Source organism: Limosilactobacillus alvi (genome assembly GCF_016900115.1).
GTDB lineage: Bacteria > Bacillota > Bacilli > Lactobacillales > Lactobacillaceae > Limosilactobacillus > Limosilactobacillus alvi.
The window spans coordinates 1-17943 of the sequence record NZ_JACJJQ010000040.1 but is presented as its reverse complement, the minus strand read 5'-3'; the positions used below and the strand labels follow the sequence as shown (position 1 = coordinate 17943).

The window sequence follows — 17943 nt, the reverse complement described above, 5'->3', positions numbered from 1 at the left end:
TCATTTCCTATACTCGAACTCGTAGTCCCACAACCTGAAAATCAAAATATCAAAGCAAAGATAGCGGAGGTCATTTTATGATACGGACTCGCAGTCCCTGAGGCTATGGACGACCTTAGCTCTATCTTTAGGGTAATAAAAAAGTCCAGGATGGTAAAATTCATCCTGAACTAATCTTAGGTTGTTTGCATCTCCGAATGTTACTCAGTAACTAAGGTCAAAGCAGTAGCTGAATGGCAGTTGCTTCCCTGGCGGTCGCACCAACCGATTCAGCCTTGCATGGGCTCACAAACGCCAAACCAGTTGGCTGGTTCGCTCCAAATCACGGCCTTAGTGGATAAGTGCGAACGAAAGGTCGATTCTAATGAATCAACCTTCGTTCTTCTTATCCTAACCAGGCCGTCAAGGAGCTTTTTTCCCAACCTCCATTTTTTCCTAGTTGGGTGCAATGGGGATTAATATGTATAATGAATGGTACAGTGTGAAGCCTATCGGGACGGGTACCCTATAGGCAACACTCAATGTTCTCTTTTTTCCTCACTTTTCCATATACGACCAATATTGTGGCGGAGCACTATAATAGCCAAGGAGCCCAAGTGGATTAAAGTCCAGGACCGGTCTTTGATTTTTTTATCTGGCAATTAAAGTGATCGGCTTGGTGCTTGCAGCTACGGTTTACCCGCTAGCAATGCTATATTCGGTTTTAGTTACATTATTACTTCTAGTTATTCCTAACCAAATTAAGCATGACCAATTAGAACGGAGAAAGTAAATGTTTCAACAAATGAAATACTTTATTGCAGTTGTTGATGAGCATAGTTTTACTCTGGCAGCAGAAAAATGTAATATTTCACAATCGGCAATTTCGCAACAAATCAAAGAATTAAATCAGACTATTGGGACCCCTTTACTAGCACGTCAAGGGCGAAGTTTCAAATTAACACCAGCAGGAAAATACTTTTATCGGCAGGCTCTGACAATAGTGAATCAAGTCGAACAGGCTTTAAAAAACACTCGGCAAATAGCCAATAATGAACAGGATGAATATATTTTAAAACTTGGTTATCTGCAAATGTTTGGAACAACGGAATTTTTAAGGGCAGTGACAGTTTTTACTGAACAGTATCCTGAAGTAAAAGTTAATATTACGAGCGGTCAGCATGATCAGTTATTTAAGCTATTACGTGAGGATCGAATTGACTTGGATTTTTCTGACCAGCGCCGGGCGCTATCTAATGAATATAATAATGAGTTTCTTACTAAAGCCCCGTTGATGGTTAATATTGCTAAAGGAATTCTTAAATTAAATGATTCTCAAGTAACAACTGACCAATTGAAGGATATTTCTTGTGTTTTGGTAGCGCCTGATGCTAGTGAAGAGCTGTATTGTCGGGATGTCTTAGGCATTAAAAGTGAATTTTTAAATGCTAAAACTATTGATGAGGCCCGGATTATGATTGCTTCACGTCAGGGATACATGGTGGCAAATGAACGAACAATTCAAGAAATGCAAAGCGACAATACTCAATCCCGATACCTTTATAACGGTCAGACCCAACTTTTCCAAAACTATTATGCTTACTGGAAAAAAGATAACTCAGGCTATTATATTGAGTCATTTGCTGACATTTTGAAGCAACAATTTTAATGTATAAGTTTTACTGATGAAGTAAATTACAAATAGGAATTGGTTCCTCTATTAGTTCTTATTACAATAGTGATTGTTAAATAGTTGATGGAATGGAGGAATTAATGATGAGTAAAACATGGCTAATTACAGGGATTTCAAGTGGATTTGGAATGGCGTTGGCCCATCAACTTCTGGAACAGGGTGAAATAGTGATTGGAACGGTTCGGAAAGAAAATGCTAAAGTTAAAGAACTAGAAGCTAAGTTCCCTAATACCTTAGACGTTCAACACTTAGATGTTACCAATGTGGACGAAATTCGTTCTGTAGTTGAAAATACCGTTGAAAAGCGTAACAAGATTGACGTGTTAATTAATAATGCTGGTTATGGACTTTTTGGTGCCGCTGAAGAATTAAGTGATGGTGATATCGATCAGATCATGGCAACTAACTTAACTGGCTCTATTCAAATGATTAGAGCTGTCTTACCTTACATGCGTACACAACAAAACGGCCGGATTATTCAAATATCATCTTACGGTGGTCAAGTTGCCTATCCAGGAAATTCGATGTATCATGCTACTAAATTTGGAATTGAAGGCTTTTGTGAGTCTGTTGCTCAAGAAGTTGCCCCATTTAATATTAAAGTTTCAATCATTGAACCTGGTGGCGCGCGAACGGAATTTCGTTACGGGAGTGCCCACGTTGCCAACTTAATGCCTGAGTATGATAATACGCCAACTCATGCATTTTTGAAGATGCTCGATCCTGCTAATGGATTGGCACCTGGGGATCCTGAAAAAATGGCTACTCGGATTATTGAAGTTGCTAATAGTGACAAAGCACCGCTTCATGTTGTCCTCGGGTCGCAAGCTTTATTCGCTACTATTGATCGCTTAACAGAACGCTTAAATGAGTACAAAGGCGAGACAGAAATTGCTGCTTCTACTGATGTAAAAGATTAAATTGTATTTAAAATTCCTACGACATTATTTAATGAATGGTAGTAGGGATTTTTTTAATAAGTTTACTAATCAATCCGAATAATTGGGGTTGAATTTAATATTAAGATAATTAAAGAGATGCTAGAGTGGATGAACTAAAGTAACAATAAATAAAGATGCACGGAAATACCATGAAAAATGTTTCCAGGTTATAAGTCTGATTTTTTGCGAACTGATCCGACGCTAACCCTTCGACACATGACAGGGGATGTTCAGCCAAAGCTAGAATGGATCGAAGTGGTATTTCCCGGTTAGTATTTATTACTTCGATGGGTATTTATAATGAAATTCCAGCCTCTTTTGGCGAAAATGGTAACCTAGCTTAAACCCTGTTTTGAAGCCATATCGACAAGTAGCAGCTGTGATTGAAACATCTGACCTTGAATGTACGATTATTCACCCAGGCTGGTTCGTTAATGGACCGGTTGATTATGAAGTTACAGAACCATTTGGTGGTCATGATGTATCAATAAAGTCAATTGCAGTTTTAGTTGAAAAATTAATCGTTAAGAACCTTTATCTTCGCGAAAGGGTCGGAAGCAATACGTCAAATTAAAAAGGGCCTTGCCTTGTAGTCGACTCAAAGGCTTATATTATAGTTACTGTTAAATTAGATAAATGGTAAAGGAGTAGATATAGATGAAAGCAGCTGTATTTATGGAACCGGGCAAAATGGAAGTTCATGAGGTTGAAAAGCCAACGATTCAAAAGCCAACTGATGCGATTTTAAAGATTATGCGGGCTTGTGTGTGTGGTTCTGATCTTTGGTGGTACCGTGGTATCGCCAATCGTGAACATGGCTCATTGGTTGGTCACGAAGCAATTGCAATTGTTGAAGAAGTTGGTGCTGACGTTAAAGATGTTAAACCCGGTGATTTTGTCATTGCACCATTTACCCACGGTTGCGGTCACTGTGCGGCTTGTTTAGCAGGCTTTGATGGTAATTGTATGAATCAAGAAGCCGGTGGCAATGGTGGCTATCAAGGTGAATACCTTCGTTTTACTAATGCTAATTGGGCATTGGTAAAAATTCCTGGCCAACCATCTGACTACACAGATGAACAATTAAACGACCTCTTAACTTTAGCTGATGTGATGGCAACTGGTTACCACGCCGCCACAAGTGCAGAAGTTAAGGACGGCGATACTGTTGCGGTTATCGGTGATGGTGCGGTTGGCCTTTGTGGGGTAATTGGAGCTAAATTACGTGGAGCCAAGCGAATTATTTCCTTGAGCCATCACGAAGACCGGGCAAAACTTGCAAAAGAATTTGGCGCGACTGATATTGTGGCTGAACGTGGCGACGATGCAGTTAAAAAGGTTCTTGAATTAACTGATGGCAATGGGGTTGACGCTGTGCTCGAATGTGTTGGTGCTGTATCTGCGATTGAACAAGCTGGTAAGTTAGCGCGTCCGGGTGCAATTATTGGGCGAGTTGGTGTTCCCCAAACCGAACCATCATCAAATACTCTCTTCTGGAAGAACATTGGTCTTCGTGGTGGAATTGCTTCGGTAACCACATACGATCGTCATGTCCTTCTTGATGCAGTGTTAAAGGGTGATATTCACCCTGGAAAAGTCTTCACTAAGCATTTCAGTCTTGATGATATTCAAAAGGCATACGAAGCAATGGATCAGCGTAAAGTAATTAAATCATTAGTAATCGTAAGCGAGTAAAACGCTAAAGCCTGAGACCGGCAAATGGCTCAGGCTTTTTGCGGTTTAAAGACCAATTTTCACCGAGGGTGGGAAGAAACAGAAGGTTCATCCAATCCTCATTGTGTGGTAATCTTACTCATCAGGCTATTGATAAATTGAAATACATACTGTTAAAATAAAAGGTAAAGCCAATAACTTGGTATTAAAAGTTTAAATGATTGGAGTAGCGTTGTGATGGCAACCGAAATTGATAACGGATCAATGAATAAGCGAATTCATGTAGTACATAATCATCAAAATGAGGCGATGACAATCGCGGAAATTTTTGATGCCGAAAAATATCCGCAGTTAACCGCGGTAACAGGAGAGTTAAGTGCGACCTTTTTAAATCGGTATCTTGGTGCTTTCGTGCAACTTGAAATTGCTTTAGGAAACTCATCATCACCTCGGCACTATACCTCAATGGAAACGGTCACGAAAGATGCCTTGGCGAATGCTATGTTGAAGGTAGCCAATAAAGATGCAATTAAGCTTTTTCTCCGCTTATCAAGTCAGCTCCAGATGATGGCACTAGCTGGGATTTTAAAAGTTGAAATTGCGCCAACCCAAGCGCTCCATTCACGTTTTTATTTACTTTCAAATCCCCAGACCCAAGAAACGCGGGTTATTTTAGGATCAATTGATTTAGACGAGCCTTCTTTTGATCCTAACTATAATCGCTTTGAGGATGTTTATATTTTCGACAATGATCCTTTATATGATAATCTTTTAAATCATTTTAAGCTTGATTTACGACCGGTTTTAATCTCTTATTTTTCAAATCACTTATTGACCAAGGCGCAAGAGCAACTGCAAGCTCGTAAAAAGGCTAACCCTGATGAAGAAGGGGATAGCGTCGTTATTTTAACAAATGAAGTCACCGATGAATTGGTTGAAACTGAAATGACAGACCTCATCGTTGACGATGTCCAACACCAACTTGATCGCCAACAATTACGGGCCGATGTCCCACTAGGAATGCGGAATGTCACCTTAAATCGGACCCGGGATCGGGAAGAAGCTGAGCGTCGGATTAGACAGCATGATCTTGTATACAAGTTGCAAAAGCAGGCAGTTTCGCCTCGGGCGGCCCGGCCTAAAATTAAACAACGTGACCAAATTGCCAAACAGATTCATGATGATTTACAAGCAACCGTTTCCCCCCAAGATCTGGCAGTCGAAAAGAAATATACGACCTTTCTTTATGACCGACCGTTAGAACGGAATATTACCCGGAATCAAACAGGCTTGTATACCCCAAATGATACTGGCACGTATCCTTTACCGTTTGGCCAATTAGCAACGATTTCTCAGATTAAACGGAGCCTAAAGCAAATTGAAGCGGTTATGAATGGTTACGCCCAATTTGTGGTTGATTACACTCCCGAATATGGAAAGCGGTTCTATGAAGCGATTTTGTATGCTTTTACTGCGCCATTTCTTTGGGAAATTCGGGAAAAAGCCAGTCTCAATCCTGAAGATGGAAACGATATTCCAAACTTCTTAATCCTAGGGGCAAGTGCTGGGTCCGGCAAGTCAACCTTATTACGGGTCATTAATCAATTAACTTGGGGCACCGACAAATCAATGATTGACTTCGGAACGATTTATCCAATGGATGCCAATCAACGAAAAGCAAAAACCGTTCAGGCTCTAGAAAGCTATATGAAGCAGGGAAGTACTTATCCGGTTTTGATTGATGAAATCGAACCCTATTTCTTCCAACAACGCCAATATAGTCGGCGGCTGATTGTGGATACCATGAACCAACTCGTGAATAGTCCGAAGCCAGTGGCCCCGTTAATTGGGACTACCAACTACCATACTGGCTTTACAATGCAACGGGAAACCGCCCGGCGGACTTATTACTTGCAGCTTGATAAGGTAATTGATAACGAGAAGAAGCCGGTGGCCGCGAAGTATATCTTCGAGGTGCGGCAGGGGTTAGATAATACCCTCTTTAAGGACTTTGTTGTCCGGATGGCAAATCTACTCGAAGACGATGGAACACCATGGCGGATGTTTGACGCAAAAACCGGGCAATTGGATTTCTTAGCAATGACCCGGCGGATTTTCCGGGAGTACTACAAGCTCGCTGACATGCCAGTTCCTGATTATTTTGCGGATGGCTTATGTGACGACTTTGGTGAAAATACCCGGAGTAAATGGGCTAAACTCTACTTAGCGAAGGAAGAAGATTTCCGCTTCCGGCCGGAAAAGAACAGTTTGATTTTTGATATTTCGAAGTTAAACAATTTCAACGGGTTTAGTGCTGATGCTGAAAATGAATACCGGAATGCTTTACCAGTTGAACTCTGTGTGGGTGGAATTAACGGTAAAACCGGTAAATTTGTTGAAATTAAGGCAACCGCTTTTTACAAATGGATCGGAATTGATGATCCGCACACCAAACCAACCCCAGAACCAGAAGCTGATCAAAAGGTAGTAACTGATGAGCAACCAAAGAAGAAAAAGAAAAGTTTCTGGGCACGACTCTTTGGTTAAGGATCAGAAGCACGGAAAGCTGGGATACCGATGAAAAAGGTGGGAAAGCTAGGACTAATTAGCATTATGATCGTGGTCATCAGCGCCTTATTTGTGCAAGCTTATTTGATTCGGGGAAGCCAAATGACAACGATCAAGTACGATCAGCCACAGGTTCATTATTCGAATACTCCGACCTTATTAATTCCTGGCTGGGGCGGAAATAGTTGGACTTATCAAAAGTTAATTCAGCAAACAGCTAGGCAAAACGTTGCGCAACACACCATGACCGTCTGGGTTTCCCCTAATGGTCATGTGCGGGTTAAAGGATCCGTGCGGGGGAAAAAGAATGCTTTAATTCAGTTATTGTATACTTGGAATTACTCGCCAACTTATCATCCTCAAGTGTGCCAATTGAAACGCGTTTTATTGGTATTAGCCCACGAATATCATGTGCATGACCTAAATATCATCGCCCACTCTTATGGTGGAACTGAGTGGTTACACGTTTATATCGCTAATCGGCAAATCCAACAGCAAATTAATTTCCACCGGGTGATTCTCCTTGGTGCCCCCGCAGATGAGACCTTTGGTGCACGGACCAAATATACAAAATGGCTATTTAAAAAGTCGAGTGACCCCAACTTTTTGGCACTTGAAAGGCAAATTCAAACGGTCAAACTCCAAAGGGATGATTACATCTATAATTGGATGGGCCAAAATGCCCGGGGAACGGATGGTGAAGTCCCAACTGTTCAATCCGAAATGCTGGCATCATTAATAAAAAATAAGCGCATTCATTATCAACAACGGATTTTCCCCCATACCAGCCACACCGCTTTACACCAAAAAAAGGTTATTCTAACGGCGATTATCAACGTTTTATGGCATTAAGTTTGTGTAGAGAAATTATCGAGTAAGCCCAACCATCGGTTAGCGCTTACTCTTTTTTTGTTTGGCATGTGGTACAGTAAAGGAGTAACTAATAATTTTATTGGGGTTATTTTAGGCTAACAACCCTATTGCCGAGCGAAATGTGATAAAGTTAATTGGCAAGTCAACAAGGAGGAGTGATCGTTTGATCAGTTATAGTAAACAATTTATTAATAATTTTTCATCAATGAAGACTGATCCCACTGATAAACCATCTCACCTTACGAATTGGTATGTAAAACCAGCCCGGGTAAATCAGTTCGAACTTTTATTATATATTAATGAAGCTACTAAGCTTCCCATCGTCATTCCAGGAACGGAGTTTTTGCGGGTAGAACCAAACATTGTCTTTAAGCATTTGTTGATCGTGATGATGGTAAATAACCATTTTACCCGTGAAAAAGCTAACCAGTATTTGAAGTTGGTACTCGCAAATGGGCAAATTGTCCCCCAGATAACCACTAACTTTGCGGTCGAACGGGCTAACCAAGAATACCAAGGCGTTTTAGCTAATTTTAATGGGCCCTTATTAGATGAAACCGATCAAGAAAAGCTATTTAACAATTTATTAAACCTTTCGATGCAGCTAGCCCAAAGTAAGGTTGAGTCAGTAAACCAACTACTAACGCAATTTATGCAACGGGTACAGTTTGATCTTCAAAATCCAGTCCCTGTGACGGCAAAGTCAAGTGAAATCTTTCGTGAATACGCGAAGTTCTTTGGCGATCATTTAATGACAGCTGAAAATCCCGAATTTTCGTCTGTGGTGGTTAAAATTCGCCAATTAAATGGCAACTTGCTTGACGACTTCAAACAATATTTGCGCGATGAAGCGGAAATTAGTAAGGTTACTGCGACTGATGCCTTAAAACTCGTTAAAACTTACCTTAATAATTACCTACTGCAAATCCACCCATTAACACTGGTAAGTGATTTAACCAACTTGGCTAGTTTCATGGCTAGTCCTTTGGCGCAAAAGTCGGATTTGTCATTGTTAGAGCAAGTTTGGGTTTTTGAACAGTTTGGAAAATTTTTGGCAAAAGTTTTATGGGCTTATGACCTTGATATTACTAAGGATTACTTACGCGTCCTCTATGAAGCCCAACGTTCCTTAGCTAAGGCAGAAAGTGAAGCGGACCCCCAACTTGAAGTAACCCAAATGGAGAGTCAAATCCAGCAGATGCTCATGTACATGCTGAAAAAGAATCAAACAATGTTGACCCGGATTATCACTGATATTCCGACTGAACAGCGGCAGAAGCTCAAAAAAATCATTGATGACGTTGAACAGAAAGCAAAAAAATAATTAATATATCACTTTAGTAAAGGGGAGTGAAACGATTGGCGATTCTTAAATTTGAGGGCGTTAAAAAACAATTTGGCGATAACGTAATCTTAAAGGATATCAATTTTGAAATTGAGGAGGGTAAGTTCTATACCATTTTGGGCCCATCAGGGTCCGGAAAAACAACCATCTTACGACTAATCGCCGGGTTTGACTTCCCAAATGCCGGTACGATTTACTTTGATGGGCAAAAGATTAACCAATTACCAGCTAATAAGCGACAGGTCAATACGGTTTTCCAAGATTATGCCCTTTTTCCGAACCTTAACGTCTTTGACAATATTGCTTTTGGCCTACGCTTAAGACGAATGAAGAAAAAAGAGATCCAATTACGCGTGGCTGAAGCCTTAACCTTAGTACATCTCGAAGGGTATGCCCACCGAGAACTCGATGAACTTTCTGGGGGTCAACTGCAACGGGTCGCTATTGCAAGGGCGATCGTCAACCGGCCAAAAGTCTTGCTACTTGATGAAGCCTTATCTGCTTTGGACCATAAATTACGAAAGGACATGCAAGCTGAACTACGGGCCTTGCAACGGCAACTTGGGATCACCTTTATCTTTGTAACTCACGACCAGGAAGAAGCCTTAGCGATGAGCGATCAAATTATGATTATCAATGATGGTTTGATTGAGCAATCAGGGACCCCAGTTGACATTTACGATGAACCATTAAATCACTTTGTAGCGGATTTTATTGGTGAATCAAACATCATTCCGGCCACAATGGTACGTGACTTTGCAGTGGCGATTGACGGCAAAGAGTTTATTTGTGTTGACGCCGGGATTACTCCTGGCGAAGCAGTTGAAGTTGTTCTCCGACCAGAAGATTTAGATATTACCACGGTTGAAAAGGGAAAACTAACCGCAACCGTTGATTCCCAACTTTTCCGGGGAGTCGATTATCAAATTATGGTTCATGATACTGACGGTCACGAGTGGAAGATTAACTCCATCCATAAAACTACAGTGGGTAAGCAAATTGGAATTACTTTTGATCCTGAAGACATCCATGTGATGCGGGCCAACGAAACCCAAGCTGAATTTGATGCCCGGCTCGAATCATACCAGGGGGTGGTAGAATGACAACTAAAAAGCACTGGTTCTTCTCGCTCCCATACTATTTATGGCTTGCCCTCTTTGTAGTTGCCCCGTTAGTGTTGATTTTTTATCAATCTTTTCAAGGTTTAAATGGTCATTTTACGGTCCAAAATTACGTAAATTTTGCCGAATCAGGGGTTTATTTAAAGATGACCTTTAATTCGGTTTGGTATGCCTTTTTGATTACCGTGATCACCCTCATAATCTCATACCCGGTGGCTTACATCATTGCTCAATTTAAGAGTCGGGATTTTTGGTTGGCCCTGATTATTATGCCAACCTGGATTAACCTACTATTGAAGACCTATGCCTTTATCGGCATTTTAGGGGAGAATGGGTCAATTAATAATTTCTTACGGTTCATCGGGATTGGCAGTCACCAACTTCTCTTTACCGATGCTAGTTTTATGTTGGTAGCAGCCTACATTGAATTACCATTTATGATCTTGCCAATCTACAACTCCATTGTGGCAATTCGGCCTTCTTTAATTAATGCCAGCTTAGATCTTGGCGCTAGTCGATGGCAAACTTTCCGCCGAGTGATTTTACCGCTGACGAAAAATGGGGTCTTTGCGGGAATTCAAGCCGTTTTTATTCCATCGCTCTCCCTCTTTATGATTACGCGGTTAATCGGTGGTAACCGGGTGATTACTCTCGGGACGGCAATTGAAGAACATTTTTTAACCACCCAAAACTGGGGAATGGGTTCCACAATTGGGGTTGTCCTAGTTGTAGCAATGTTAATTGTTATGCTACTAACTGATGATTCGGGAAAGGGGGTTCACCGATGAAAAAAAGACGAACCCTGAGTAAAATCTATCTGGCAGTGATCCTCATCCTAATGTATGCACCAATCTTCTACTTAATCTACTATTCATTCAGTTCTGGCAATACCATGGATGGGTTCAAACATTTTTCCTGGAAACATTACCAAGCGCTCTTTGTAGACACGCGGATGATCAGTATCGTCTTAAATACGATTATTATTGCTCTTTTAGCGGCCTTGATTTCGACTGCAATCGGAACGAGTGGCGCTCTATTGATCCAGCATATTAAGCACCGAGCTTGGCGACAAAATGTCTTGGTTTTAAATAATATCTTGATGGTTTCACCCGATGTTATTATTGGGGCGAGCTTTTTGATCTTCTTTACTTTTTTGGGAATTAAGTTAGGTTTTTGGTCGGTCCTTTTGAGTCACATTGCTTTTTGTATTCCAATTGTGGTACTGATGGTCCTTCCGAAGGTAAAAGAGTTGCCGCGTTCCTTAACCGATGCCGCCTTTGACCTCGGGGCAACGCGGTGGCAAGCCTTTTCTCAAGTGACCATTCCAGGGATTATGGACGGAATCAAGGCGGGATTTTTCATGGCACTCACTTATTCATTGGATGACTTTGCGGTAACCTTCTTCGTTACGGGAAATGGGTTTTCAACCTTGTCGGTGGAAATTTATTCCCGGGCCCGGCAAGGAATTGACCTTGAAATCAACGCTCTTTCAACCGTGATGTTTTTAGTTTCACTAGTGCTGGTTTACATTTACTACCGGTTCTCAGTTAAGCCATCCCCAAAAGGAGGTCGCTAAAGATGAAAAAACTCTTGGCAGCAATTATCGCCTTGATCGCAGTCATTGCTGGCTTGATCGCTTGGAATCATCAATTAACGGCCAAACAAAGTACCACTTCGGCCACTAAAACCTTAGTGATCTACAACTGGGGGGACTATATTGATCCCAGTTTAATTAAGAAATTCGAAAAGCAGACCGGTTATCAAGTTGATTATGAAACCTTCGATTCAAACGAAGCGATGTTAACCAAAATTGAACAGGGTGGTACTCGATATGACTTAGTAGTGCCGAGTGAATACACGATTCAACGTATGAAAAAGGAGCACTTAATTCAACCCTTGAATCTTCGGGAAATTCCTAACATGAAGTACTTAGCACCGCAATTTTTAAACCAAAATTTTGATCCCCATAACAAGTACTCAGTTCCTTATTTCTGGGGAACTTTGGGAATTATCTATAACGATCAATTGGTTAAAAATCCACCAAAGCACTGGACGGACTTATGGAAACCAGAGTATCGCAATCAAGAAATGCTTTACGATAGTGCTCGGGATATGATGGCAATCGCTTTGATTACTCAAGGACATTCAGTTAACACTACCAATACTGGTGAATTGCAGGCCGCAGAACAAAAATTGCGGGGACTAAGTGGTAATACAAAAGCCGTCGTGGCTGATGAAATGAAGATGTATATGAAGCAAGATGAAGCGGCGATTGGGATTACTTATTCTGGGGATGCGGCCGAAATGATGGCGGTCAATCATCACTTGCACTATGTTGTCCCAAGTGAAGGAAGTAACATTTGGTATGATAACTTTGTTATTCCCAAGTCAGCCAAAAATGTTAAGGCGGCTAACGCTTTTATTAATTTTATGTTAGAACCCAAGAACGCTGCTCAAAATGCTAAATATGTGGGGTATGCGACTCCAAACCAAGGGGCGATGAAGTACCTAGATAAGTCCGTTACGAACAACAAAGCGTTCTATCCTGACAAACAAACCATGAAACATCTCCAAGTTTACCGGGATTTACCAAAGAAAGTTAACCAAGAATATAACGACCTATTTTTGGAATTTAAAATGTTTGTTAAGTAATGTGGGATCGTTTGGCGAAATTAATCGCTAGTGTTAGAATTGTTGCAGTTAGGTAAAGAAAACGAGAAGGGGGCCAATGTGACTCACTTCTCGTTTTTAAAAAGGGGGAATTTCATGTACAATAAACAATTTAAATACCCAGATACCAAAGCATTCGAATTTGTGACAAAGCGTTTGAAAGAACGGGGCGTTGACCTTCATGAATTAGCAGTCGACGCTTATGATTTGCAAAAGGAGTTCATTCCCGAATTAACAGTCGCTGAATGTTACGAATCATTGATTACGGTTTTGCATAAGCGGGAATTGTTAAATAATGCCATGGTTGCGCTTGAACTTGACCGCTTGACAGAAGCGGGATTAATTGAAGAGCCCCTACAATCAATCATTGAAAATGATGCCGGCGTCTTCGGGGTGGATGAAGCCCTTGCCTTGCAAATTTCCGAAATTTATGGAACAATTGGCGCCACCAACTTTGGCTACTTAGACCGGGTTAAATCTGGGATCATTAAGCATTTTGACACTGATGAACACCATGTTAATACCTTTATTGATGACCTTTTAGGGGCCATCGTAGCTGCCGTGTGTGGGAAAGTAGCCCATCATTATGCTTAAAAAAGTCGGGTAAGAGGACGAAACTCTTAACCCGACTTTTGATTTTTATCCAATGGACCCTTTTTTATTTCCACCACAACTTAATCAAGGCTTGAGTCCCCTCGTTGCCAAGTTTCTTCTCGTCAACGAGGGTCGTATAGAGTTGTTTGGCTAAGGCAGTGCCAGGAAGGTTTAACTTCATCGCTGTGGCTTCATCAATCGCAATTCGTAAGTCCTTTAAAAAATGCTTTGCAAAGAAACCTGGGGTGTAATCGCCCTTTAAGATCCGTGGTCCATAGGTTCCGAGGCTAAAGTTTTCTGCCGCCCCACCTTGAAGGGTTTGCATCACTTGCGCTGGATCCAAATTGGCTGCCTTCGCATACACAAGCGCTTCCGTTAAACCAGTCATCGTTCCTGCAATCATAATTTGATTAGCCATCTTGGCATGCTGGCCGGCACCGTAAGACCCAAAATAGTTAACTTCTTTGGAAAATTCGCTAAAGAGTGCTTTTAAATCATCCAAGGCAGTTTGGTCACCGCCAACCATCACAGTTAACGTCCCGTTTTGCGCACCAATGTCGCCACCAGAAACCGGCGCGTCAGTTACGCGGACTTGTTTTTTCTCACCAGCTTTACCAATTCTTTTAGCAAGGGATGGCTTACTGGTCGTCATATCAACTAAGATTTGACCTGGGTGCGTATTTTTGAGGATACCATTTTCGCCGAAGTAGATTTTTTCAACGTCGGTTGGGAAACCGACCATCGTGAACAAAACGTCGACTTGTTTAATTAAGGCAGCCGGACTATCAACCCAAGTTGCTCCTTGATCAAGAACCGTTTGAGCGTGCGCTTTAGTCCGGTTATAAACCCTAACTTCTTCACCATGCTTGAGGAGGTTTGAAATTACGCCTGATCCCATGACCCCAGTACCGATGAAACCAACTAGCATATTAATCACTCCTTGATTCAAAATAAAAAAGATGAGTAGCATTATGCCAACTCATCCTCATTATAATCCTAAAGTTGATCTAGAGCTTGCTTAAGATCAGCGAGGAGGTCTTCTTCATCTTCAATCCCAACTGAGAAGCGGATTAATTCATCCTTAATCCCATTCTTCCAGCGGATTTCCCGTGGGATTGATCCGTGGGTCATTACTGCTGGAACTTCAATCAAGCTTTCGATTCCACCAAGGCTTTCCGCTAAATCAATTAGCTTCAAATTTTCCACAAACTGCTTCGCACTAAGTCCTGCCTTGAGTTCGAAGGAAACGATTGCCCCAAAATGTTTCATCTGCTTAGCAGCAATTTCATGACCGGGGAAGTCTGGTAAGCCAGGGTAGAGGACGCGGTCAACCCGAGGGTAGTTAACTAAAAAGTCAACGATTGCTTGGGCATTTTCGTGGTGAACCCGCATCCGGGCTCCAAGGGTCTTAATACCGCGTTGTAATAACCACGAATCATCAGGGCCTAAAACCGAACCAATTGAGTTTTGAAGAAAGGCAAGTTGTTTGGCGATCGCTTCATCGTTGGTCACTGCTAAACCAGCAACAACATCAGAATGACCACCGAGGTACTTGGTGGCGGAATGAACGACTACGTCAGCCCCAAGTTGAAGAGGATTTTGGTTGTATGGGGTGGCAAAAGTATTGTCAACCACCGTTTTTACCCCGTGAGCCTTGGCAATCTTAGCAATTGCTTCAATATCAGCAATTTGCAATAGCGGGTTAGTTGGCGTTTCTAAGTAAATAGCCTTGGTGTTAGTTTGAATTGCGGCTTCAACAGCTGCTGAATTTTGCATGTCAACGACCGTAAATTCCATCCCAAATCGCTTGAGAACCTTGTTAATAAGCCGGAAAGTTCCTCCATAAACATCAGATCCAACCACAAAGTGATCGCCACTTGAGAACATTGAGAAAACAGCATGAATAGCGGCTGAACCAGAAGCAAAAGCAAAGCCAGCCACGCCACCTTCGAGTTCAGCGATTAACTTTTCTAGGGAAGCGCGCGTTGGGTTACCAGTTCGCGCATATTCCCACTTTGGTTCACCACCTAAAATATGCTGGTGAAAGGTTGAGGAACGGTAAATGGGGGTTGAAACTGCTCCGGTGGCGGGATCTTCACTATAACCACCGTGAATTAAACGTGTATTGCATTTCATTAATCGTAAAATCCTTTCTTTTGATTATTTGACTTCTAGTAATGACCATAGTTTATCCTTACTAAAAATTAGTGTCAATTAATCTGGCAAAAAAGATAATTATTGATAAAAGAACCTGTTGTATAATAATCATATTCAGCTAAAAAACGGAGGGAAAGTTATGCTTTATCATGCAGCCTTAGTTTTGGAAGGTGGGGCCATGCGGGGCCAATATTCAACTGGAATTACCGATGCGTTTTTAAAACACCATCTTGAGTTTGAAAGTGTAATTGGTGTTTCAGCGGGGGCGCTTTGTGGCGCACAATTTGTGTCGAAACAATACGGGCGAATGGTCCATGTAAATACTACTTATCGGCACAATGCTGATTATATTTCAATGCGCCGGCTCCTAAAGAAAAAAGAAGTCTTAAACCTTGATTTCCTCTTTGAAGATCACGGTTGGGATTGGCATAACTTTGATGAACGGGCCTATGAGCGATCAGCCTCTCATTTTACGATTGTGGCAACGGAATTAACGTCGGGAAAAGCCGTTACCTTTACTGATCCAACTGGCAAAGAGCTTGAAGTCGATCTAAAAGCTTCAAGTTCAATGCCTTTCTTCACAGCACCCCCAAAAACAACCGCTGGGGAATGCTTAGACGGTGGTCTAGCCAATTCAATTCCGTTTAATATCGCCCAAGATCAGGGATTTGATAAAATCGTCGTTGTTCGGACCCGTCCAAGTGATTACCGAAAAAAGCCAACGGGAAAGGTATTAAAAGAAATGTTTGAACACAAGTTTAAAGACTACCCTAAATTTGTGGAAACTGCTATTAAGCGACCCGAAATGTACAATCAACAGGTTAAGAGTTTAAATCGTCTGGTAAGTCAACATCAGGCCTACGTTTTTAATCCCAACAATACGATCAAAGTGGGCCGGCTTGAAAATAATACCAAGAAAATCCAAAAGCTTTATCAACAAGGGATGGAACAAGCTGAGGCGGAGTTACCAGCTTTAATGGCATATTTAAATGAGTAAACCATTTGACCACTAATTTGGTCTTCGATAAAATGCTTTTTAGAATAATGATAAAGTGAGGTTATGTAAATGCGACGAGTAGCGATTGTTGGAGCTGCCCGAACACCAATTGGAAAGATGGGAGGCCTGCTTGCATCACTCTCAGCGGTTGAATTAGGGACAATTGCAATTCAAGCAGCGCTTGATCGGGCTCAAATTGAGCCGACGGTAGTTAATGAAGTTTATATGGGAATGGCCATCCAGGCCGGACAGGGCCAAAACCCAGCACGTCAGGCAGCTATGCATGCTGGCTTACCTGAAACGGTTCCCGCAATGACGGTAAACGTCCTTTGTGGTTCGGGAATGCAAGCAATCTCCTTGGCAGCTAAGCAAATTCTCTTAGGGGATGCAAAAATTATGGTTGCCGGCGGCATGGAAAGTATGTCTAACGCTCCTTACCTTTTAAAGAAGGGGCGGTTTGGCTACCGTTTTGGTAATAGTGAACTCATTGATAGTCTTAGCCAGGATGGCTTAACGGATGCTTTTTATCACTACCCGATGGGGATGACGGCAGAAAACCTTCTTGAGCGGTATCCTGTTTCGCGCAAAGAGTTAGATGCTTTTGCCTTGCAAAGTCAACAACGAGCGATTAAAGCAACGCAAAGTGGACGGTTTAAGGATGAAATCATCCCCGTCACCGTAAAGACACAGAAGCAAACCTTTGTCGTCAGTGAGGATGAACCTATTCGGGAAACTTCGATGGCTGCCCTAGCAAAACTAAAACCGGTCTTTAAAGAGAATGGCGATGTTACTGCCGGTAATTCGTCGGGAATCAACGATGGAGCCGCTGCCGTAGTTCTGATGGACGCAGAAATGGCCGAAAAAGAAGGCTATCCAATTCTTGGGTACTGGATTGATGGTAATCTAGTTGGGGTTGATCCGGCCATTATGGGGATTGGTCCGCTACAAGCAACCAATAAACTGATGAAGAAACACGCATTACAAACTAATGACCTCGACCTAGTTGAAGTGAACGAAGCCTTCGCGGCCCAATCAGTCGTTACCATTCGAGAGCTTGGCTTAAATCCTGATATTGTCAATGTTAATGGGGGAGCCATTGCCCTTGGCCATCCCCTTGGTGACTCTGGGGCCCGGATTATCGTTACCTTACTTTACGAAATGCAAAAACGGCAATCAAAGTTAGGTTTAGCCTCCCTCTGTATCGGTGGCGGCATGGGAGCGGCAACCCTGATTGAACGAACTAAATAAAGCGGATCTTCGTCAACTGGTACTGATAGAATTTTTAAGGCTAAATTGGTCTAGTTTAGGCTGCCCAACGTGGGTGGCCTTTT

The 17943-nt window shown here is 41.9% G+C and carries 15 protein-coding genes and 1 pseudogene; 14 read left to right on the top strand and 2 right to left on the bottom strand.

Going from position 1 to position 17943, the window contains the following annotated elements; all coding sequences use genetic code 11:
* Positions 1–772 precede the first annotated feature (772 nt).
* The 12 genes and pseudogenes from H5993_RS07745 to H5993_RS07690 all read left to right on the top strand — a co-directional run bounded on the left by H5993_RS07745 (position 773) and on the right by H5993_RS07690 (position 13458).
* Positions 773–1648 carry a LysR family transcriptional regulator gene (locus tag H5993_RS07745; RefSeq protein WP_204776910.1) on the top strand — a complete coding sequence of 292 codons (876 nt, stop codon included), beginning with the start codon at positions 773–775 and terminating at the stop codon, positions 1646–1648.
* 104 nt (positions 1649–1752) lie between these two features.
* A complete protein-coding gene (locus tag H5993_RS07740) occupies positions 1753–2592 on the top strand; it encodes an SDR family oxidoreductase (RefSeq protein ID WP_204776909.1) in 840 nt (279 codons plus the stop codon).
* Between the two features lie 260 nt (positions 2593–2852).
* Positions 2853–3187, top strand: a pseudogene (locus tag H5993_RS09530) (NAD(P)H-binding protein); the annotation flags it as partial.
* An 83-nt stretch (positions 3188–3270) separates the two neighbouring features.
* Positions 3271–4308, top strand: a complete 1038-nt coding sequence (locus tag H5993_RS07730) for a zinc-dependent alcohol dehydrogenase family protein (protein WP_204776907.1) — start codon at positions 3271–3273, stop codon at positions 4306–4308.
* Positions 4309–4524: 216 nt separating this feature from the next.
* A complete protein-coding gene (locus tag H5993_RS07725; RefSeq protein ID WP_239458048.1) occupies positions 4525–6834 on the top strand; it encodes a P-loop NTPase family protein in 2310 nt (769 codons plus the stop codon).
* A 30-nt stretch (positions 6835–6864) separates the two neighbouring features.
* Complete coding sequence (locus H5993_RS07720; RefSeq protein ID WP_204776906.1) at positions 6865–7707, top strand: alpha/beta hydrolase; 843 nt, start codon at positions 6865–6867, stop codon at positions 7705–7707.
* A 184-nt stretch (positions 7708–7891) separates the two neighbouring features.
* The gene (locus H5993_RS07715) at positions 7892–9052 is read left to right on the top strand and encodes a hypothetical protein (protein ID WP_204776905.1); all 1161 of its coding nucleotides are present in this window, start codon (positions 7892–7894) and stop codon (positions 9050–9052) included.
* Positions 9053–9093: 41 nt separating this feature from the next.
* The gene (locus H5993_RS07710; protein ID WP_204776911.1) at positions 9094–10176 is read left to right on the top strand and encodes an ABC transporter ATP-binding protein; all 1083 of its coding nucleotides are present in this window, start codon (positions 9094–9096) and stop codon (positions 10174–10176) included.
* Complete coding sequence (locus H5993_RS07705) at positions 10173–10982, top strand: ABC transporter permease (protein ID WP_204776904.1); 810 nt, start codon at positions 10173–10175, stop codon at positions 10980–10982. Before H5993_RS07710 ends, H5993_RS07705 begins: the two co-directional genes overlap by 4 nt.
* Positions 10979–11770, top strand: a complete 792-nt coding sequence (locus tag H5993_RS07700; RefSeq protein ID WP_204776903.1) for an ABC transporter permease — start codon at positions 10979–10981, stop codon at positions 11768–11770. Before H5993_RS07705 ends, H5993_RS07700 begins: the two co-directional genes overlap by 4 nt.
* A gap of 2 nt (positions 11771–11772) precedes the next feature.
* Positions 11773–12846: an ABC transporter substrate-binding protein gene (locus H5993_RS07695; protein ID WP_204776902.1), complete on the top strand. Its 1074-nt coding sequence runs from the start codon at positions 11773–11775 to the stop codon at positions 12844–12846.
* Between the two features lie 114 nt (positions 12847–12960).
* Positions 12961–13458: a phosphatidylglycerophosphatase A family protein gene (locus tag H5993_RS07690; protein ID WP_204776901.1), complete on the top strand. Its 498-nt coding sequence runs from the start codon at positions 12961–12963 to the stop codon at positions 13456–13458.
* Between the two features lie 64 nt (positions 13459–13522).
* On the opposite strand, the gene H5993_RS07685 is transcribed toward H5993_RS07690, so the two are convergent.
* On the bottom strand, positions 13523–14386 hold the full coding sequence (locus H5993_RS07685) for an NAD(P)-dependent oxidoreductase (RefSeq protein ID WP_204776900.1): 864 nt from the start codon (positions 14384–14386) through the stop codon (positions 13523–13525).
* Between the two features lie 68 nt (positions 14387–14454).
* Positions 14455–15594: a trans-sulfuration enzyme family protein gene (locus tag H5993_RS07680; RefSeq protein ID WP_204776899.1), complete on the bottom strand. Its 1140-nt coding sequence runs from the start codon at positions 15592–15594 to the stop codon at positions 14455–14457.
* Between the two features lie 160 nt (positions 15595–15754).
* Between H5993_RS07680 and H5993_RS07675 the strand changes: the two genes are divergently transcribed.
* Both H5993_RS07675 and H5993_RS07670 read left to right on the top strand, forming a co-directional pair.
* Positions 15755–16612: a patatin-like phospholipase family protein gene (locus H5993_RS07675; RefSeq protein WP_204776898.1), complete on the top strand. Its 858-nt coding sequence runs from the start codon at positions 15755–15757 to the stop codon at positions 16610–16612.
* A 69-nt stretch (positions 16613–16681) separates the two neighbouring features.
* A complete protein-coding gene (locus H5993_RS07670; protein WP_204776897.1) occupies positions 16682–17860 on the top strand; it encodes a thiolase family protein in 1179 nt (392 codons plus the stop codon).
* The last annotated feature ends 83 nt before the right edge of the window (positions 17861–17943 follow it).